The sequence below is a fragment of the Streptomyces sp. NBC_00691 genome (genome assembly GCF_036226665.1).
Classification (GTDB): Bacteria; Actinomycetota; Actinomycetes; order Streptomycetales; family Streptomycetaceae; genus Streptomyces.
On the sequence record NZ_CP109007.1, the window covers coordinates 616,806 to 636,501 of the forward strand.

18 protein-coding genes are annotated in these 19,696 nt (G+C 74.4%); 8 read left to right on the plus strand and 10 right to left on the minus strand.

What is annotated here, in order from left to right:
- Nucleotides 1-10 precede the first annotated feature (10 nt).
- The 4 genes from OG392_RS02835 (at nt 11) to OG392_RS02850 (ending at nt 6,287) form a co-directional block, all read left to right on the plus strand.
- The gene (locus OG392_RS02835) at nt 11-1,390 is read left to right on the plus strand and encodes an aldehyde dehydrogenase family protein (protein WP_329275161.1); all 1,380 of its coding nucleotides are present in this window, start codon (nt 11-13) and stop codon (nt 1,388-1,390) included.
- A gap of 398 nt (nt 1,391-1,788) precedes the next feature.
- Nucleotides 1,789-2,652, plus strand: a complete 864-nt coding sequence (gene bdeA, locus OG392_RS02840; protein ID WP_329287032.1) for a bis(hydroxyethyl) terephthalate hydrolase — start codon at nt 1,789-1,791, stop codon at nt 2,650-2,652.
- Between the two features lie 99 nt (nt 2,653-2,751).
- Nucleotides 2,752-5,421 (plus strand): helix-turn-helix transcriptional regulator, encoded by a 2,670-nt coding sequence (locus tag OG392_RS02845; protein WP_329275163.1) that lies wholly within the window; start codon nt 2,752-2,754, stop codon nt 5,419-5,421.
- Nucleotides 5,422-5,498: 77 nt separating this feature from the next.
- Nucleotides 5,499-6,287 (plus strand): class I SAM-dependent methyltransferase, encoded by a 789-nt coding sequence (locus OG392_RS02850; protein ID WP_329275165.1) that lies wholly within the window; start codon nt 5,499-5,501, stop codon nt 6,285-6,287.
- A 77-nt stretch (nt 6,288-6,364) separates the two neighbouring features.
- Here the strand turns inward: OG392_RS02850 and OG392_RS02855 are convergent, their stop codons facing one another.
- The 7 genes from OG392_RS02855 to OG392_RS02885 all read right to left on the minus strand — a co-directional run bounded on the left by OG392_RS02855 (nt 6,365) and on the right by OG392_RS02885 (nt 13,315).
- Nucleotides 6,365-6,832 carry an NUDIX domain-containing protein gene (locus OG392_RS02855; protein ID WP_329275167.1) on the minus strand — a complete coding sequence of 156 codons (468 nt, stop codon included), beginning with the start codon at nt 6,830-6,832 and terminating at the stop codon, nt 6,365-6,367.
- 135 nt (nt 6,833-6,967) lie between these two features.
- The gene (locus OG392_RS02860) at nt 6,968-7,897 is read right to left on the minus strand and encodes a glutaminase (protein WP_329275169.1); all 930 of its coding nucleotides are present in this window, start codon (nt 7,895-7,897) and stop codon (nt 6,968-6,970) included.
- Nucleotides 7,894-9,030 (minus strand): enoyl-CoA hydratase/isomerase family protein, encoded by a 1,137-nt coding sequence (locus tag OG392_RS02865; RefSeq protein ID WP_329275170.1) that lies wholly within the window; start codon nt 9,028-9,030, stop codon nt 7,894-7,896. Before OG392_RS02865 ends, OG392_RS02860 begins: the two co-directional genes overlap by 4 nt.
- Nucleotides 9,031-9,426: 396 nt before the next feature.
- Nucleotides 9,427-10,110, minus strand: a complete 684-nt coding sequence (locus OG392_RS02870) for a GNAT family N-acetyltransferase (protein WP_329275171.1) — start codon at nt 10,108-10,110, stop codon at nt 9,427-9,429.
- 295 nt (nt 10,111-10,405) lie between these two features.
- The gene (locus tag OG392_RS02875) at nt 10,406-11,122 is read right to left on the minus strand and encodes a ribonuclease H family protein (RefSeq protein ID WP_329275172.1); all 717 of its coding nucleotides are present in this window, start codon (nt 11,120-11,122) and stop codon (nt 10,406-10,408) included.
- A gap of 64 nt (nt 11,123-11,186) precedes the next feature.
- A complete protein-coding gene (locus OG392_RS02880) occupies nt 11,187-12,104 on the minus strand; it encodes a phosphatase domain-containing protein (protein ID WP_329275174.1) in 918 nt (305 codons plus the stop codon).
- A 2-nt stretch (nt 12,105-12,106) separates the two neighbouring features.
- Entirely contained in the window at nt 12,107-13,315 is a 1,209-nt protein-coding gene (locus OG392_RS02885) for an RNA ligase (protein ID WP_329275175.1), read from the minus strand.
- A gap of 202 nt (nt 13,316-13,517) precedes the next feature.
- On the opposite strand from OG392_RS02885, the gene OG392_RS02890 reads away from it, so the two are divergent.
- The 3 genes from OG392_RS02890 to OG392_RS02900 all read left to right on the plus strand — a co-directional run bounded on the left by OG392_RS02890 (nt 13,518) and on the right by OG392_RS02900 (nt 15,976).
- Nucleotides 13,518-13,862, plus strand: a complete 345-nt coding sequence (locus tag OG392_RS02890; protein WP_329287688.1) for a hypothetical protein — start codon at nt 13,518-13,520, stop codon at nt 13,860-13,862.
- 163 nt (nt 13,863-14,025) lie between these two features.
- Nucleotides 14,026-14,607 (plus strand): dienelactone hydrolase family protein, encoded by a 582-nt coding sequence (locus OG392_RS02895; RefSeq protein WP_329275176.1) that lies wholly within the window; start codon nt 14,026-14,028, stop codon nt 14,605-14,607.
- Between the two features lie 190 nt (nt 14,608-14,797).
- A complete protein-coding gene (locus tag OG392_RS02900; RefSeq protein ID WP_329275177.1) occupies nt 14,798-15,976 on the plus strand; it encodes a YncE family protein in 1,179 nt (392 codons plus the stop codon).
- A 3-nt stretch (nt 15,977-15,979) separates the two neighbouring features.
- Here OG392_RS02900 and OG392_RS02905 read toward each other — a convergent pair whose 3' ends face one another.
- Entirely contained in the window at nt 15,980-16,549 is a 570-nt protein-coding gene (locus OG392_RS02905; protein WP_329275179.1) for an NADPH-dependent FMN reductase, read from the minus strand.
- Nucleotides 16,550-16,758: 209 nt separating this feature from the next.
- Entirely contained in the window at nt 16,759-17,241 is a 483-nt protein-coding gene (locus OG392_RS02910) for a hypothetical protein (protein WP_329275180.1), read from the minus strand.
- 131 nt (nt 17,242-17,372) lie between these two features.
- Here OG392_RS02910 and OG392_RS02915 point away from each other — a divergent pair, with 131 nt between their 5' ends.
- On the plus strand, nt 17,373-18,755 hold the full coding sequence (locus OG392_RS02915) for an NAD(P)/FAD-dependent oxidoreductase (RefSeq protein WP_329275181.1): 1,383 nt from the start codon (nt 17,373-17,375) through the stop codon (nt 18,753-18,755).
- A gap of 57 nt (nt 18,756-18,812) precedes the next feature.
- Here OG392_RS02915 and OG392_RS02920 read toward each other — a convergent pair whose 3' ends face one another.
- Nucleotides 18,813-19,640: a hypothetical protein gene (locus OG392_RS02920; RefSeq protein WP_329275182.1), complete on the minus strand. Its 828-nt coding sequence runs from the start codon at nt 19,638-19,640 to the stop codon at nt 18,813-18,815.
- Between the last annotated feature and the right edge of the window lie 56 nt (nt 19,641-19,696).

Sequence of the window (19,696 nt, forward strand, 5' to 3'; positions counted from 1 at the left end):
AGGCCCCCGCATGACCCGCGACGCGACCGACTCCCCCGCCGTGACCGAACTGACCGACCCGCGTACCGGGGCGCCGCGGGGCACGGCCGTGCTGTCCCGGCTGCCCGAGGTCCTGGCCGCCGTGTCCGGCGCGCGTGCCGCCCTGCCCGCCTGGAGCGCCCTCACCCCCAGGGAGCGAGGCCGGCGCCTCGACCGGCTCGCAGGTCTCGTCGAGGAGCACGCGGCGGAGTACGCCGCCCGCGAGGGGGCCGGGACGGGCAAGCCGGAGGCGGAGACGGCGGGCGAGATCGAGCAGGTCGCGGACCTGTTCCGGTTCTACGCGACGGCGGCCAGGACCCGTACGGCACCGGCCGCGGGCCTGCTGGTGGCCGGGCACGAGAGCTGGGTGCGCTGGGAGCCCGTCGGCGTGGTGGGGGTGGTCGTTCCGTGGAACTATCCGCTGCTGATGGCGGCCTGGCGGTGCGCGCCCGCCCTGGCGGCCGGGAACACGGTGGTGGCGAAGCCGGCCGAGACGACTCCGGACAGCCTGGAGCTCCTCGCCCGGCACGCCGCGTCGGCACTGGGACCCGAGGTCCTCACGTACCTTCCCGGCGACCGTGAGACGGGCCGGCTGCTCGTCGACTCGGCGGTCGACATGGTGGCGTTCACGGGCAGCGGCCGGGCCGGCGCGGAGGTGGCGGTCCGCGCGGGGACACGGCGGGTCAGTCTGGAGCTGGGCGGCAACGCTCCGGCGATCGTCCTCCCGGACGCGCCCGCCGACACCTGGGAGTCGCTCGCCGACGCCGTCACGTACAACGCGGGGCAGAGCTGCGCGGCTCCGGCGCGGGTCATCACCCTGCCGGAGAACTACGAGACGGCCGTCGCCGGGCTGACGGCGGCGATGGCCGGGCGGGTGGCCGGGCGGGACTTCGGCCCGCTCAACAACCCCGACCAGGCGGGGCGTTACGACCGGCTGGTCGCCGCGTCCGACGCCAAGCGGAACATCGTCGCGGACGTCGCCCCGGCGCCGGGCGAGGAGGCGGGGCACTGGCGGCCCGCACGGGTGCTCGCCGACCTCCCGGACGACGACCCGGCGGTCACCGAGGAGGTGTTCGGACCGCTCCTCACCGTGCAGCGGGCCGACGGGGTGGAGGCGGCCCTCGCCCTGGCGAACAGCGTCCCGCAGGCCCTGGCCGCGAGCGTGTGGACCACGGACCTGACGACCGGCCTGGAGCTGACGGCCGCTCTGGACGCCGGCGAGACCTGGGTCAACTGCCATCTCGTGCAGACGGCGGAACTCCCGCACGGCGGCCGCGGTGCCTCCGGTCACGGCACCGACCTGAGCACGCTGGCACTCCAGGAGTACCAGCGGCCGAAGACGGTCACGGTCCGCCTGGCACGACGGGGCTGAGACCGGGGCCCCAGGGGCGAGCCGGGCGCGGCAGGGCTCGTGGGGGGGGCGACCGGAGGCGGGATCGGGCGCGGGGCCGATCCCGGGAGGCCGTGCCCGGGCGGTCCCGGCCCGCGCGGGGTCGGGCCGGGGGTCTCCCGCCGGTCGTGGGACCGGCCGGACGAGGGTGTCGGCGAGGATGACGACGGCGCGTTCGTGGCGCGTTCGTGGCGCGTTCGTGACGCGTTCGTGACGCCGTCCGGAGAAGACCGGTGATTCTGCCGATGCCCGTGGGGCGTGCCGACCGGACAGTGGCCGAGCCAGATCACGGCGTGGCCACCGTCCCGGACGCTCGGGGCCGCGGCCACCCCACGACACGAGAGGACGACTCCGTCGTGACACGACACCTCGGCGCGGCCATGGCCGCCGCCTGTCTGACCCTGCTGCTCGCCCCCGGCGCCCAGGCGGCCGGCTCCGCAACCGCCGGCACGGCCGCGGCCAACCCGTACGAGCGCGGCCCGGCGCCCACCCAGTCGAGCATCGAGGCGCTGCGCGGCTCGTACTCCGTCGGTGAGACGACCGTCTCCTCGCTCGCCGTCAGCGGCTTCGGCGGCGGCACGATCTACTACCCGACGTCCACGAGCGACGGCACCTTCGGCGCGGTGGTGATCTCTCCGGGGTTCACCGCCTACCAGTCCTCCATCGCGTGGCTGGGGCCGAGGCTGGCCTCGCAGGGCTTCGTGGTGTTCACCATCGACACCCTGACCACGGTCGACCAGCCCGACAGCCGCGGGCGGCAACTCCTGGCGGCACTCGACTACCTGACCCAGCGCAGCACCGTTCGGGGCCGCGTGGACGCGAGCCGGCTCGGTGTGATGGGGCACTCGATGGGCGGCGGCGGCACCCTCGAGGCGGCCAAGAGCCGGCCGTCGCTCAAGGCCGCCGTCCCCCTCACCGCGTGGAACACGGACAAGACCTGGCCCGAGATCACCACGCCCACGCTCGTCATCGGCGCCGACGGCGACACGATCGCCCCCGTCGCCACCCACTCCGAGCCGTTCTACGAGAGCCTGCCCGGCTCCCTCGACAAGGCGTATCTGGAGCTGAACGGCGCCACGCACTTCACCCCGAACTCGTCGAACACGACGATCGCGAAGTACAGCCTCTCCTGGCTCAAGCGTTTCATCGACGACGACGTCCGCTACGACCAGTTCCTGTGCCCGCTGCCGCGGCCGAGTCTGACGATCGACGAGTACCGGGGCACCTGCCCGCTCGGTTCCTGACGCCCTGTGCACCGTCACAGAGCCCGGTTCCCGGGTCTGGGCCGCTGCCCAGACCCGGGAACCTTCCGCCGTCCCGTACGGGTCGGTAACGTGATCGCCGTGAGCGGAACGACGCACACCGCCGACGGCCCGCGGCTCTACGACCGCACGGCGGAACTCGCCGCCGTGGCCCGGCTGTCGGCCCGCGCCGCGGCCCGGCGCGGCGGCGTGCTGTTCGTCACCGGGAATCCCGGCGAGGGGCGCACCGCCCTCCTCTCCCGGGCGGCATACGACTTTCCCGGTACGGCGCACCGGATCGCCGCACCCCATCACCGGGGCCCGTGGAGCGCGGCGCGGGCGCTGTTCGCGGCGCTCGCCCCCACCCCGGCGGCGGGGCGCCGGGCACTGCGGCTCGCACGGGGCGAGGACGGGCTCGCCCGGGCCGTGGCCGCCCTCGTCACCGAGCGGGAAGCCGTCCTGATCTGTGTGGACGACCTCCATCTGTGGGACGCGCATTCACGGGCCGCGCTCGCCGCGGCCTGGCAGGAGGCCGACGGCAGGGGGACGGGCCCGGTGGGGTGGCTGGTGTCGGCCGCGCGCCATCACCGGTGCCCCGAGGTGCCGGGGGCGCGGACGGTACGGCTGGGGCGGCTGACCACGTCCGGGGCGCGGGCGCTGCTCGGTGACCTGTGCCCGGTGGTCGCCCCGGCGCCGCCGGTCGAGGAGCGGCTGCTGGACGAGGCGGACGGTCATCCCGGCGTCCTGGCCGCGGCGGTACGGCGCCTGACCGCGCCTCAGCTCTCGGGGTCCCTGCCCCTGCCGCGGCCGGCGGTCGACGACACGGTCCTCGCCGAGGTGTACGGAGGACTCCTGGAGCGTCTCCCCGCCGCCTCCCGCCGGCTGCTGGCCACGGTCGCCGTGGTGGCTCTGGCAGGCCGCGCCGGGGCCGACGGAGCGAGCCCGGCGGCGTACGGTGCCGGTGGCGTCGGCGGGCCGCCGTCCGGCGGCGTGCGCGGGGCGCGTGCCCCGGCCGAGCCGCTGGAGGGTCTGGTGGCGGACGGGCTGCTGCGCCGCCGCAGGGGCGGCGGCATCGGCTTCGAGGACCCCTTCCTGGGGCGCGCCGCGCTCGCCTCGGCCCGGCCGTCCTGGCCGGGCGCGACCCGGGCCCCCGCTCCGGCCGGGGGCGCGGACGCGTCTTCGACGGGCGGCCCCGGCACGGACACGGCGTCCTCCTCGGACCGGCCGGCGGCCGGTGCGGCGCTCGCGCGGGGTGCGGGCCATCGGGCCGACCGGCTGGGGCCGTCCGCCGCCGTGCGCGCGCTCTCCCCCGTCGCCCGGGGCCGTGCGCAGCTGGTCCGGGGGCTCGCGACGCTGGCCGGCGGTCCGGTCATGGACGCCCATGAGGCGCTGCTCCAGGCTGCGGAACTGCTGCGGGGGCGGGCGCCGGCGGAGGCGTCCGACGCCCGGTTCCTGGCGATGGAGGCGGCGTGGGCGGGCGGCGACGCGGAAGCCTGCCTGACCGCACTGGACGGCGGCGAGGACGTGCCCGCTCTGGAGCGGGACTTCGCCGACGGGCTGCGCGCCGCGCTGACCGTACGGCTGGACGACGCCCGTACGGCACTGGCGCGGGTGGTGGCCGGGGACGGCGGCGCGGACGATCCCCGGCTGCTCCTCCGGGCCGGGGCGGCCGCGCTCGTCGTCGGCGACACGACGGCGGCGGCCCGGATCCACGCCCGTGCGCTGGTGCGGGCGCGGGCGGAGCACCGTACGGCCCTGCTGCCCCACGCCCTCGAACAACTCGCGTACGCCGAACTGCGGGCCGGCCGGTACAGCCGGGCGGCGCGCACGGCGTGGGAGGGGCTGCGGACGGCGGAGGCGACGGGTCAGCACAACGTCGCCGCCCACCAGCACGCCGTACTCGCGCTGGTGGCGTCGGTGGAGGGCGACGGGAGGGCGGTGACGGAGCACGCCGGGAGGGCGCTCGCGACGGCGGGGCCGCACGGGCTCGTGCAGGCGGCGACGCTCGCGGAGTGGGCGCTGGCCCGGGCCGAGCAGGGCCGGGGGCTGGCCGCCCAAGCGGCCGCGCGGCTCCTCCCGTTGGTCCGGCCGGGTCCTCGCGGCGGTCATTTCGCGCTGCGGATGCTGGTGGTCCCCTGTTTCGTGGAGAGCGCGGTCGCGGCCGGCCGGGACGCGGAGGCCCGGGACGCGGCCGAGGAGTACGCGGTGTGGGCCTCCCTGGGCGTCGACGGTCCCGCGCGGGCGCAACTGGCGCGCTGCCGTGCCCTGCTCGCGGAGGGCGAGGCGCCGGCGTACTGGTTCCGCGAGGCGGTGCGCCGCCACGACAGCTGCGGGAACGACTTCGAGCGGGCCCGCACCCTTCTCGCGTACGGCACGTGGCTGAGGCGGCGCCGACGGCCGGGGGACGCGCGTGGTCCGCTGCGCGACGCCCTGGTGACCTTCGAGCGGGCCGCCGCCGGGGGCTGGGCGGAGCACGCGCGCTCCGAACTCCGCGCCACGGGAGGCGCGTCGGGCGGGGCGACGGGCCCCGCGGAGCCTCGCGAGCTGACCCCCCAGCAGCAGCGCATCGTCCGCCTCGTCGCGCGGGGCGCCACCAACCAGGAGGTCGCCGACCACCTCTCCCTCAGCCCCCGCACCGTGGACCACCATCTCCGGGGAGTCTTCGCCCGGCTCGGGATCCGCTCCCGTGTGGAGCTTCCGGGCGTGGTCGACGGATGGGACGCGGACCGGGAGGCGGGTGCGTCGGCGGAGGCACGACGGGCGGGCCGGTGACCCAGGCCCGGGCCTGGCGAAGGGCGACCGGGCAGGTCGCCGAGGGCGTCGACCCGGTCGGCACGGATGATGGGGGGATGACACCTTCCTTCGAAGAGCTCGTCGCCGAGGCCTCCGAGGCGTCCGTGGACGGCTGGGACTTCTCCTGGCTCGACGGTCGGGCGACCGAGCGCCGGCCGTCCTGGGGTTACCACCGGCTGCTCGGCGAGCGGCTCGCCCGTGCGTCCGCCGGTCTCGATGTCCAGACGGGTGGCGGGGAGGTCCTCGCCGGTGTGCCGACGCTGCCGCGGACGATGGTGGCGACCGAGTCGTGGCCCCCCAACCTCGCACGGGCCACCGCGCTGCTGCACCCGCGGGGGGCCGTCGTCGTCGCGGATCCCGACGAGCCTCCCCTGCCCTTCGCGGACGCCGCGTTCGATCTCGTCACCAGCCGCCACCCCGCCACGGTGTGGTGGTCGGAGATCGCTCGCGTCCTGCGGCCGGGCGGTACCTATCTCGCCCAGCACGTCGGTCCCGCCAGCGTCTGGGAACTGGCCGAATACTTCCTGGGCCCGCAGCCGGAGGCGGCCCGGCACCGGCATCCCGACGACGAGAGCGCGGCGGCGCGCGATGCCGGTCTCGATGTCGTGGATCTCCGCTCCGAGCGGCTGCGGATGGAGTTCCACGACATCGGCGCCGTGATCTGGTTCCTGCGCAAGGTCATCTGGATCGTGCCGGGGTTCACGGTGGAGTCCCAGCTGCCCCGGCTGCGTGCGCTCGACGCGCTGATCCGCGCGGAGGGCCCGTTCGTGGCCCACTCGGCGCGGACCCTGATCGAGGCGCGCAGGCCGGGGACGGCGGCCGGTCCGGGTCCGGGCGCCGCCTAGGGCCTGTCGTCAAACTCCCGTCGTCGCCCGGAGGGCGAGGCAGGCGGGCGTGGCAGGCGGAAGTCCGACGAGGGGACCTAGCGTTCCAGGTAGGCGGCGCGGGGGACGGTGCCGGCGACCAGGGGTGCCATGTGGGCGCGGTAGCGGGGCGACAGGGTGCCGAGGGAGGTGATCTTCTCCAGCGGGACCCAGTCGAGGCCGATCTGGTCGATGTCCTGCTCGGTTCCGCCGACGAGTTCGGCGCTGCCGTCCACGGTGCAGAGGAAGACGACCTCGACCCGGTGGAAGTTCTCCGACGTGAGCACACCGGGGTCCTCCGTCCAGCCCTCCAGGACCCAGAGCAGCGGACCGACGCTCACGGTCAGCCCGGTCTCCTCGCGCACCTCGCGGCGGAGCGCGTCGGGCAGCAGCTCACCGGTGTCCTGGCCCCCTCCGGGGAGGAAGTGGCACTCCTTGCCGTTCCAGAGGTTCCGGGTGAGCAGGACGGACCCCTCGTGGAGGACGACGGCCTTGGCGGAGGTGCGGATGCGGGTCGGAACGGTCATGGGGTCTCCTCGGTCCGGGCGGTCGGCCACCCCGGCAGCATGCCCATCCCGTCCGACGGCATGCCCCGCACCGGACGACCGCGAGGTCGGCGGCCGAACGACCCCGCGGGTCGGAGGGCCCGGCGACCCCTGAGGTCAGAAGACCGACAGGCCGGTGATGGTGGTGAAGCGGTCGAGGGCGGTCACGCCGGCCACCGAGTTGCCCCGGTCGTCCAGGCCCGGGCTCCAGACGCAGAGGGTGCAGCGCCCCGGTACGACGGCGACGACCGCTCCGCCGACGCCGCTCTTGCCCGGGAGACCCACCCGGTAGGCGAACTCACCGGCGGCGTCGTACGTGCCACAGGTGAGCATGACGGCGTTGACCTGCTTGGCCTGGCTGCGGGTCAGCAGCCGTGAGCCGTCGGCGCGCAGGCCGTGGCGGGCCAGGAAGCCGGTGGCCAGGGCGAGGTCGGAGCAGGACGCTTCGAGGGAGCACTGGCGGAAGTACTCGCGGAGCAGGTCGGGCACCGGTCCCGTGATGTTGCCGTAGGAGGCCATGAAGTGGGCGAGGGCGGCGTTGCGGTCGCCGTGGGTGGCTTCCGACGCGGCCACGTCGGTGTCGAAGGCCAGGTCCGGGTTGCCGCTCTCGGCTCGCAGGAAGGCGAGCAAGCTGCCCGAGGCGTCACCGGTCAGCCGGTGCAGGCGGTCGGTGACGACGAGGGCGCCGGCGTTGATGAACGGGTTGCGCGGGATGCCGTTCTCGTACTCCAGCTGGACCAGGGAGTTGAACGGATCGCCGGACGGTTCCCGCCCGACATGGGCCCAGAGCGCGTCGCCCTCTCCGGCGAGGGCGAGCGCGAGGGTGAAGACCTTGGTGACGGACTGGGTGGAGAAGGGCCGCCGCCAGTCCCCCACCCCGTAGACGGTGCCGTCGAGTTCCGCCACGGCCATGCCGAAGTCCGTGGGGTCGCCGGCGGCGAGCGCCGGGATGTAGTCGGCCGGCATGCCCCGTTCGGCGAGTTCGGCGATCTCCTCGACGATGCGGTCGAGGACGGGCTGGAAGGAGGTGGTGGTGTGCGTGGTCACGCGCGGTCCCGTGGTCCCCGGTCCTCGGAGGCCTGTGCGGTGGTCCGTCCGGCGGCCCGGCGGTCCGCCTCGTCCTGGCGGGCGGCGGCGAGGCCGAGGTCGCCGCCGGCCGGTACGACGAAGGAACGGGCGACGGACGCGTCCGTGACCTCGGGGAGCGTGGCCGGGGTCCAGCGGGGGGCGCGGTCCTTGTCGACGACCTGGGCGCGGATGCCCTCGACGAGGTCGGGGGTGGTCAGGGCGGCGCAGGAGACGCGGTACTCCAGGTCCAGCACCTCTTCGAGGGTCGCGAGGGCCCGCGAGCGGCGCAGGGTGGCCAGGGTCGTCTTGAGGGCGGTGGGGGACTTCGTGAGGAGGGTGGTGGCCGCCTCCTTGGCGGCGGGCACGCCGGTGTCGAAGAGGCGCTCGACGACGGCCTCGACGGTCTCGGCCGGGTAGCAGGCGTCGATCCACTCCCGCTGCTCGGCGAGGACGCCGACCGGGGCCGGGGCGGTGTGCCGGGCGACGGCCTCCTCCGCCGGAAGCCGGGTCAGGTCCCGGACCAGGGAGGGCAGTGCGGCGGAGGGGACGAAGTGGTCGGCGAGGCCGGTGAGGACCGCGTCGGCGGCGCCGACGTGACCGCCGGTGAGGGCGAGATGGGTGCCGAGTTCGCCGGGGGCGCGCCCGAGGAGGTACGTACCGCCGACGTCGGGGACGAATCCGATGCCGGTCTCTGGCATGGCGACCCTGGAGCGCTCGGTGACGACGCGGACGGAGCCGTGGGCGGAGACGCCGACGCCGCCGCCCATGACGATGCCGTCCATGAGGGCGACGTACGGCTTGGGGTAGCGGGCGATACGGGCGTTGAGCCGGTACTCGTCGCGCCAGAAGGCGGCGGAGGCGGAGCCGCCGGCGCGCGCGTCGTCGTGGATGGCGCGGATGTCGCCGCCGGCGCAGAGGCCCCGCTCGCCCGCGCCCTCGATGACGACGGTCGTGACGGTTGGGTCGTGCTCCCACGCGGTCAGGGCCTCGTCGACGGCGAGGACCATGGTGTGGGTGAGCGCGTTGATCGCGCGGGGGCGGTTCAGCGTGAGGAAGCCGGCCCGGCCCTCCGTCCGGAGGAGTACGTCGGCGGTTCCGGTCGGCACGGTCACTCGGTCCCTTCGGTGGCACGGGGTCGCTGTCGCGATCACCGTACCCGGCGGGCCGGGAAGCGGCCCGGGTGGATCGGGGGATCGCCACGGGCCGGCCACCTGGGTCACGCCTGCCGCCTGGAGACGGACCTCGGTGGTGAGGGAGCAGCGGGACAACCGGACGCGGGGGACTCGGGTCCCGGCGATGTCGGCGCCGCGAGCCCGGCCCGCTCGACAGGACACCCCCCCCGGGGGGGCGGGAAGGACTCATCCGCTTCTCGCGGATCCTGATTGCACGGTGCACGGTCTGTGACGGCCGCTACCCCGCGTCCTCATGTGTCGGGTCCTTCCCGTCCCTTCCATGGAACCACCGCTCCGGCGGACGCGCGAGCGCCCGCCGGAGCGGCCGGAAGGGGTTCAGGCCGGGAGCAGGTCCTGCGGAACGCGCACCTGGCGGGGTGTGGAGAGACGGAGTTCGATGATGTCGCGGACGGTCGGCCACTCCTCGTCGAGGATGGAGTAGAAGGCCGTGTCGCGGACGGCTCCGTCGAGTCCCCTGGAGTGGGCGCGACGGACGCCTTCGCAGCTCGCTCCGAGGCGCTCGATCGCGATTCTGGAGCGGGTGTTGCGGGCGTCCGCGCGCATCGTGATGCGGCGTACGCCCCAGGCTTCGAAGGCGTGCCGGAGCATGAGGTACTTGGCCTCGGTGTTGATGCCGGTACCCCGGGCGTCGCCCGCGATCCAGGTGTTGCCGATCTCGGCGGCGTCCGGCACGGAGGTCAGCGGATCTCCGTGGGGCATGCCGGGGACGGGGGGCCAGACCAGCGGCCCCCGCCAGTAGTCGAGTTCGAGGAACCGGGTCGAACCGATGACTCGCTCGTCGGCCGTACTGACCACGGCGAAGGGCAGGGATCGTCCTGCCGCCTGATCGGTCAGGGCACGGGCGATGTAGTCGAGGGCCGATTCGAAGCCGTCGGGTACGGGGGTGAAGGCGTAGGCCGCTCGGTCCGCCCCGCCGGCCCGGGCGAGGGCTTCGGCGTGCCGCATCGCCAGCGGCTCCAGGCGCACGGAGCGCCCGGTCAGGAGAACAGGTACTGGCACGGAACCTCGGGTCTTTCACGGGCAGGGAGAGCTTCCGCCGAGGGGTCGCCGCGGCGGCAGCAGGAGGGAGGTTCTCGCCGGTGCCGACCAGGTCATGAGAGACGAATAAGCAGGTAAAACGGTTCGTCACCGGTGGCGAGGAGGACAGTATGCAGCCACAACGGCTCGGAGAACAGAACCCCCGGCGAACCCGGGTACACGCCTGGGTGAAGGCTGGCGCGCGCCCGGGTGGGCCGGTCTCAAGCAACGGACGGAGCCGCCCGCCAGTCGGACGGCCGGAGGGCCCTGAGGGCGTTCAGACGCAGGTGGGATGGCCCCAGCCGTCGGGGTTCTTCGCGATGGTCTCGCCCTTGTCGTAGGCCTTGCCGCAGCGGCAGCGGCCCGAGAATCTCGCCTTCAGCGTGCCGCCGGACGGGCGACTCCGGCGGGCTGCCGGACCGCCGGAGGATCCGCCCGAGGACGTGCCCGCGGAGCCGGAGGTCGCCGAGGAGCGCGCACGGGGCGCGGAGGCGCGTGTCGGGGCTTCCGGGGGCGGCAGCGTGGCTCCGGCGGCGGAGTCCAGGGGCTCCTGCGTACGGGCGCTGTGGCTGGCCGCGCGGTCGGCCGCGTCGTTGAGGGGGTCACCGTCGACCTGGTGCGCGGGGACGTAGACGAAGTCGACGTCCCGGCCGGTGAGGAGCGCGTCGATCCGGACGACCAGGTCCTTGTTGGCCACGGGGCTGCCGGAGGACGTCTTCCAGCCCTTGCGGCGCCAGCCGGGGAGCCAGGTCGTGACGGCCTTCATGGCGTACTGGGAGTCCATCCGGACCTCGACCGGAACCGCCGGGTCGAGGGTCTCCAGCAGCCGTTCCAGGGCGGTGAGTTCCGCCACGTTGTTGGTCGCGCGGCCGAGCGGGCCGGCCTCCCAGCGGTCGATCGCTCCGTCGGCGCGGCCGATGACCCATGCCCAGGCCGCGGGGCCGGGGTTTCCCTTGGACGCGCCGTCGCACGCCGCGATGATCTTTTCCACCATCCCACGATCCTGACACGGCGGCGGGGGCGCCCGGTCCCACCCCCGCGGCGCCGCCCGTCGTGGGTCAGAAGTCGCCGTAGTTGACCTGCCAGGTGGGCAGGCCCATCCGGCGCCAGAGCGCGACGACCCGGTCACGGTCGTCCAGCGAGACGCGGACGTTGTACCGGTGGCGTACCCGGGCGTCGAAGAGCTCGGCCTTCACGAGGTCGTCGCCGCGGCCGTCGCCGGACGGCCGCATCCACAGTTCGTCGTACGGCACCTCGTGGCGGGCGAGCCAGGACTCGGTCAGCTCGCGGTGGTCCTCGCTCCGGCCGGACAGCAGCACGATCCGGTCCCGCTCGGTGTGCCGGAACGCGCGCAGGGCGTCCCGCACCGCGACGTTGAGCAGGTCGCGGTCGCAGTGCCTGAAGTCGTACGGGCCCCGGTCGACGCGCAGGGCGAGGGTGCCGTCGATGTCGCACAGGACGGCGGTGGGGAGGCCGGGGTCGGGGACGTAGGGCTCCCCGACGGTGGGGCGGTCGTTGAGCCAGTCCGCGGTGAGCCGCCAGCCGCCGCGGGTGGCCTTGGCGTGCTTGTCGGCGAGGATGCGGATGATCTCCTCGCCCACGGGCCGCTCGCGGGCGGCGTCGCGGCGGACGCACTCGTCGACGGGGACGTCGGTGAAGTCGTGGACCTCGAAGGTGGCGAGGCCTCCCACGGCGGCCTTCAGCCGCTTCGGGATGTGCGGGGTGAGATGGGTGTTGTCGACGACGACGTCGAAGCCGTCGTCGACGGCGGCGCGGACGGCGGCGTCCTGGATGCCGAGCACGGTCTGCTCGTGCTTGTGGGAACGGCCGCGGTCCGGCGAGGGGACGTCCAGCATGGTGCGGAGGTCGTCGAGGTTGACGCGGCGCACGCGCCCCTCGGCGGACGCCTGGAGGGCGCGGGCGGCCGTCGTCTTCCCGGAGGCCGGGAGACCGGTCATGACATGGACGACAGGCACGGTCAGTTCTCCTGCTCGTGGGCGAAGGGATCGGTGGCCTCGGGGCGCAGCAGGCGCCAGAGGAGGAGGTCGACGGGGCGCCCGTCGAGGCGCAGGAAGAGGGCGGCGCGCAGCCCGCGGTCGGGCACCCCGGCCACGGCGCGCGCGAAGGCGCCCCGGTCGCCGGCGAGGTGGGCCAGGCGCGCGTACGCCTCGTCGACGGCACGCTCCCGCTCGGCGGCCGCCGTTTCGAGACCGCCGATCACCTCGCGGACCCAGGCGTCGAACTCGTCCGGCACCTGCTCCAGGAGGGCGTCCAGGGGCTTGCCGCCGTCGGCCTCGACCTCCGTCACGGAGCAGCCGAGGCCCTTGGCGAGTTCGCCGGCCGGGAGGGCGCCGAAGCGCTGGATGCCGTGGCCGCGCCATATGTCACGCTCGGTGACGCCGGTGAGCACCTTGTGGAGGCGTTCGTACTCGGCGAGCTTGGCCTTGGCGCGCAGGCCGGAGGCGAAGCGCAGGACGAAGCCCTCGGCGTCGGTGCCGGTGGCGCGGTGTCCGCCGGGGAGGGTGTTGGACGCGGTCAGGGCGACGAGCTCGGCGATGCCCATGGCCGGCCAGGCGCGGACGACGGAGCCGACGGGCCGCCAGCCGGCGGCGGCGTCGGTGAGCGGGATCTCGGCGCCGTCGCCGCCGAAGGCCGCGAGCAGGACGAGGTCGCGGCGCTCGCCGTAGTTCACGACGATGCGGTTGCCGGGGTAGAGGATCTCGGCGAGGTACGTGACGCCGGGCGTCAGGCCCGTCGTGTCGGCCGCGTCGAGGCGGCGCTGCGCCCAGGTGGCCTGGACGCTGGTGAAGGAGCCCTTGGAGGCGACGTGCCAGCGGCCGTCGTAGTGGAAGACCACGCCGAGGCTGCCGTCGACCTTGTCGTACACCTCGAACGGCTCGTCGGGCAGCGGCGGCGCGTAGGGGCGGCCGGCGGCGTGCTCGGAGACGTTGAAGAACTTGGGGAGCGGGAGCGCGACGATCCGTCCGGTGGCGTCGTCGGCGACGAGTCCGCGGCACCGGGTGGTGGCCCGGTTCCAGTGCTGGGCGTACTGGCACGCGCGCGTGTACGTGTAGATCGACAGCGGCAGCTCGGGGTGCCGCTTGCGTGTGACGTGCCCCTCCGTGAGTGCGGCGGCGAGCTCGTCGGACGGCATCAGGTCGTGCAGAGTCAGGGTCGCCTGGCTCATGGGGTCCCTCCCGGGTGTTCGGTGATCCATTCTCGGCGTCGGGGGGCCCGGGGGACAGTGAATATCCGGCACCGCGGGGCGGGCGGGGGCGGTGGGCGGCGTGGTGTGCGGGGGCTCGCTCCGGGGCGTGTCGGTGGTGCCCCGTAGACTCGCCGTCTCCCCGTCGGTGACATCGCCGGCGCAGACGAAGGAAGCGAGCCCCATGAACCACGCGGACGGCACGGCACCGATCTACGCCGAGCTCATACGGGAGCGGGGGGATGTTCCGGGTGACGTCCGCCAGGTCGCCGAGGAGGTTCTGCGGGACCTGAGCCGGGTCATCCAGGTACCGCCGCAGGGTGTCCAGGGGCCGCAGCAGGGCGTCGTCGCGCACGCGGGAGTGGGCGCGCACCAGGGGCCGCACCAGGGCGCCGTCGCCCTCGCGCACCAGGGGCCGCACCAGGGCGCCGTCCAGCAGCCGGGCGTCGGTGGCCCGATGGGCGTCGGCGGACCCGCGGGTGTCGTGGGGCAGGCGGGCGCCGTCCTGCCGCAGCGGCCGATGCGCTAGGGCCGGTCGTCAAGCTCCCGTCCGGGGCAGACGGGAGTGTGACGACAGGCCCCAGCGGAGTCCGGTCGTTCCGGGCCGTTGTCGGTGCCGTGGGCCATGCTGCTGCCGGACGGCCCGTGCCGCAGTGGCGGCGGGCCCCGTACGGACGACTGGGGATGACGACATGGCCGAGGTTCTGCTCTTCCACCACACGCTCGGGCTGACCGAGGGGGTCGGCGCGTTCGCCGAGGAGCTGCGGCGGGCGGGTCACACGGTGCACACGCCCGACCTGTACGAGGGCCGGACCTTCACCGACCTCGAAGCCGGTGTCGGGCACGCCCAGGAGATCGGCTTCGACACCCTCGTGGCGCGAGGCGAGCGGGCGGCCGAGGAGCTGCCCGAGGCACTCGTCTACGCCGGGTTCTCGCTCGGTGTGCTGCCCGCCCAGAAGCTGGCGCAGACCCGGGCCGGGGCGCTCGGCGCTCTGCTGTTCGGCGCCTGCGTGCCGGTGGCCGAGTTCGGCGCGGCCTGGCCGGAGGGCGTTCCCGCGCAGGTGCACGGGATGGACGCCGACCCCTTCTTCGTCGACGAGGGCGATCTGGCGGCCGCCCGCGCGCTGGTGGCGGACGCGGCGGACCGGAGGCTCTTCCTGTACCCGGGGACCGCGCATCTGTTCGCCGAGCGCGGGGCGCCGTCCTTCGTGCCGGAGGCGGCCGCGCTGTGCGTGGAGCGGACGCTCTGCTTCCTTGACGGCGTCGAGCGCTGATCGCTCCTCCACCACTCCGGACGGGCGGACGGGGTCAGCCGTTCGGTCGACCCCGGTGTCGTCCGTCCCGCCGTCGGGCCGGGGCCGGCTGTCGGACCGTGCGCGGCCGTGCGCGGGCGGAGGATCGGTGCAGGGTGCGGGCCCGTCCCCGGGCGGGGCCGCGCGTGACCGCCGTACCGAGGAGTCCGTCATGACGAAGTACCGCCGTGCGTCCCGCGCCGCCCGGGTGCTCCTGCCCGGAGCCGTGGCCGTGGTCCTGCTCACCGGGTGCGCGCAGGGGTCCGGAGGCGCGGCCTCCGCGACGGGACGGGCGTCGCCCGCCGGGGTGTCCCCGACCCGCACGCCGTCCGCCGCCGGCTCTGACGTCCCCCTGGCACCCGCCCCGGCCGGCAGGCCCGCGCCGGGCACGCTGCTGGTCGCCGACTTCGGCTCCGACACGGTGACCTTCGTCGACCCCGCGCGGGGTGCCACCGGCTCGGTCGAGGTCGGCACCGCTCCCTACGGGCTGGCCCTCGGCGAGGACGGGCGGGCCTGGGTGGCGACCGCCGAGGGCGTCGCGGTCGTGGACACGGGGACCCGGCAGCGGCTCGCCCTCATCCCGTACGAGACGGACTCGGGTCCCGTGACCACGGGCGAGTACCGGGGTGGCGGCATGGGCATCGCCCTCGCGCCGGACGGGAGCCGGGCGTACGTGGGGGTCAACGTGCCCGACGGGAACGGCACGCTCGAGGTGATCGACACGGAGGCCCTGCGGGTCACGGAGACGGTGCCGGTCGGACGGCGCCCCTTCGACGTGGACGTGTCACGTGACGGCGCCGAGGTGTACGCGACGAACCACGACTCCTTCGACGTCACGGTCGTCGCCACGGGGACGTGGGAGCCGCGCCGGGTGGAGGTCGCCCCGTACGGCACGGAAGGCGGGCTCGGTTCCTGGCTGAAGCCGCACTACACGGCCGTGCGCCCCTCGGACGGCAGGCTGCTGCTGCCGTTCGAGGGCGAGCGGCTCGCGGTCGTCGACCCTCGGACGGGCCGGACGACCATCGAGCCGATGACCGCGAACACGCATCAGCACGGGGCCGCGGTGACCGCCGACGGCACGTTCCTGGCGGTGGGCACGGGTCCCATCGACCCGGACGAGGACGAGGGCCCCTCCCTGACGGTCCGGACCCCCGGCGGCGGCGAGCGGGTCTACCCCCTGGAGGGGCCGCACGAGGACGTGGCGGTCTCCGAGGACGGCCGTACCGCCTATGTGACCGGCGGGTTCACCCGCGACGGGTACTGGGACGGTCTGAGCGTCGTCGACCTCGACACGGGTGACGTCCGCCGGCTGGAGGCGGGATCGCGTCCGCTGGGGGTCGTGGTCCTCTGACCCTCAGCGCTGGGGCAGGACGGTGAGGACCCGCTCGATGAAGGTCTTGAAGTCGGCCATGTAGTCGGTCAGGAACTGCTGCGTCGTCGGGTCGGTGACCTCGCCGTCCGGTGTGAAGAGCCCCGGGACGAACTGGATGTAGGCCTCGGGGGCGTTCATCTGCGGGGAGTTGCAGAAGCTCAGCACCGAGCGGAGGCTCTGCTGGGCGACGGCGGTGCCGATCTTGCCGGGCGAGGCGCCGATGACGGCCGACGGCTTGTGGGTGAAGGAGTTGGTGCCCCAGGGGCGGCTGGCCCAGTCGATGGCGTTCTTGAGGCCGCCGGGGATGGAGCGGTTGTACTCGGGTGTGACGAAGAGGACGGCGTCGACGGCGGCGACGGCCTCCTTGAGGGCCCGGCCCTCGGGCGGGTAGTCCGCGTCGAAGTCGTGGTTGTAGAGCGGCAGGTCCTTGATGGGGATCTCCTGGAACTCCAGTTCCGCCGGCGCCACGCGGAGGAGGGCACGGGAGAGGACCCTGTTGATGGAGTCCTTCGACAGACTGCCGACGAAGTAGCCGACCTTGTACGTGGTCATGCGTGCTGTTCCGCCTTCCGGGAGGGGGGCGGCCTCCGCGCGGGGCCTTCGGCAACGTAACCCGCCCGTGGCGCCGCTGCGACCGGAGCCGCGCCGGGGTCGCAGAGCCCCACGACCAGCTGGAACGAGGAAGCCGCCGGCGAGGCCGAGGCCCCTGCCGACGGCGCTGACCTCGCTGACCCCGGCCTCGGTGTCGCCGAGGAGGCCGGTCACCTCGGCGGTGCGTTCCCCGGGTATGGCGACGCGGATCCGGTCGTCGAGCTGGAGCAGGAGGTCGTCGTGGGCCGGCAGCTCCCGCCGGCGAGGAGCCGTCCGTCGGCGGCGCCGGGGACGTCGGCCCGGCGGACGGCCCGTGTGACGTCCACGGTGCGGGTGATCAGCTCCTTGGGAAGTCCGGATCCGGGGTCGCGGCGGCCGGGCCAGGAGTGTGCGGCTGAGACGGCCGCGACGAAAAGAATGGTGAGAACGACGGCGAGGGGGTAGCCGATCGCATAACCGGTGGCGGGCTGCGAGGGGACGGGAGAGGAGGCCTGGGCGGCGGCGAGACCGACGGTGTAGACGTACAGCGCGAGGCCGAGGACGGAGAGTCCGGCCGGCACGGCCGGGCCGATGTCGGGGTCGGGCGCGCCGAGCAGCAGACCGGCGAAGAGGGCGCCCGCGGCTCCGAGCTCCACCGGACCGAAGCGGACCATGCCGAAGAGCGATACCGCCGCAATGACGATAAAAAGGGTGAACCACGGATAGTCAGCGAAAAACTTTCACATGGGACTTACTCAGCCATATTCGATGGCTTCTTGCACGCTCATACGGAAGGGCGGACAGCGTGACGCGACCGAGGATTCTCGTGGTGGGCGCCGGTTTCGCCGGCGTGGCCTGCGTACGACGGCTCGAACGACGCCTCGCGGAGCGGGAGGCGCAGCTCGCACTCCTTTCACCGTTCTCGTACCAGCTCTACCTGCCCCTGCTCCCCCAGGTGGCGGCGGGGGTCCTGACCCCGCAGTCGGTCGCGCTGTCGCTGCGCCGCAGCGAACGGCACCGCACCCGGATCGTGCCGGGTGGCGTGGTGGGCGTGGACACCGCGGCGAAGGTCTGCGTGGTGCGCACGATCGCCGGGGAGTACGTGACCGAGCCGTACGACCACCTCGTGCTGGCGCCGGGCAGCGTGACCCGCAGTTTCGACATCCCCGGGCTCGCCGAGCACGCGCGCGGGATGAAGACCCTGGCCGAGGCCGTGTACATCCGGGACCACGTCATCGCGCAGCTGGACCTGGCGGACGCGAGCAACGACGAGGAGGAGCGGGCCGCGCGGCTGCGGTTCGTGGTCGTCGGCGGCGGGTACGCGGGCACGGAGACTGCGGCCTGTCTCCAACTGCTCACCCACAACGCGGTCAAGCGGTATCCCCGCATCGACCCGAAGCTCATCAAGTGGCACCTGATCGACATCGCGCCGAAGCTGATGCCCGAGCTGGGCGACAAGCTGGGCGCCTCCGCGACGGACATCCTGACCAGGCGCGGCATCGAGGTGTCCCTGGGGGTGTCGGTGGCCTCCGTGGACGACCACGCCGTGACGCTGACGGACGGGCGGGTGCTGCCGAGCCGGACGCTGATCTGGACGGCCGGCGTGGCGGCGAGCCCGCTGATCGGCACGCTCGGTGCGGAGACGTTCCGGGGACGGATCGTGGTCACGCCCGAGATGACCGTGCCGGGGCTCGACGGGGTGTGGGCGCTCGGCGACGCGGCGGCGGTGCCGGACCTCGCCAAGGGCGAGGAGGGCGCGATCTGCCCGCCGACGGCCCAGCACGCGATGCGGCAGGGCAAGGCGCTCGCCGACAACCTGGTCTCGACGCTGCGCGGCGAGCCGACCCATCGTTACGTCCACAAGGATCTGGGTCTGGTGGTGGACCTCGGCGGACTGGACGGGGTCTCGAAGCCGCTCGGCGTGGAGCTGCACGGGGCGCCGGCGCAGGCCGTGGCCCGCGCCTACCACTGGGCGGCGCTGCGGACCAATGTGGCGAAGACCCGGGTGATGACGAACTGGCTGCTGAACGCCGCGGCCGGGGACGACTTCGTACGGACGGGGTTCCTGGCGTCGAAGTCGGGCACGCTGCGGGACTTCGAGTACACCGACGCGTATCTGACCCCGGAGCAGGTCCTCAGCCACACGGGCGCCTTCCGCGGGGCGGTCGGGACCGGCGGAGGGAACTGAGGGACACACGTACGGCGGCCGGACGCGGAGTCACGCGTCCGGCCGCCGTACGTGTGGTCAGCGGGCCAGTTCGGACGCCGGGCCCATGACGATGACGGGGTCCTTGTCCGGGTCGAGGGTGCGCATGAGTGCGCGCAGCGGCTCGAGTGCGAGGGTGATGCAGGCCTGGGTCGGTCCGCCGTGGTCGACATGGATCCAGACTCCGCCGCCCTTCTCCGCGCCGAGCGGCCGTTCCTGGTCGAGCGGGGTCCGACCGGGGACGCGGTTGTAGTCGATGGCGACCACATGGTCGAAGGACCCTTCGAGCGGCTCACCGGAGAAGCCGGTGCCGCTGATGGCGAACTGGTCGTCCTGGTCGTACGGGAGGCGGGAGCCCGGGTCGGGCAGCCGGCCGCCCGCGTCACCGAGCCGGAAGACCCCGATGGGGGTGCGCAGGTCGCCGGCCGTGTGGTCGGCGGTCCAGCCCCGCAGCGCGTTGTGGGCGGGCCACGATCCCCCGGCCTCGGTCCAGCCGCCGCCGGGGTCCTTCTCGTAGAGGGTCGCGGTGGAGGTGTTGTCGTCGGCGTCGGCCCCGGTGACGACGAGGGCCTGGGTCGTACCGTCGGGGACGAAGGCCTGGGTGGCGGGGCCGACGCCGGGGAGTCGGGGGTCGGGGACGGGCGCGGAGGCGATGATGCTCGCCGGCTCTCCCGGCCCGCCGGCTCCGTAGGCCGCGCCGGGTGGGGCGCCCGCGGGACGGGAGTCCCCGGCGGGCGCGGCCGGTGCGGACGCCCCCGCGGCTGCGGCGGGGACGGGGGGCACGCTGTTCGCGCAGCCGCTGAGCAGCAGGGCCGCGCACAGCGTGCCGGCGCTCAGCAGCGCGGGCGCGCCCTTGTGGACGGACATGGACGGATCCTCCTGGCCGGGGGGCAATGCGGGGATCCGTACCCGATCGGCGGGCG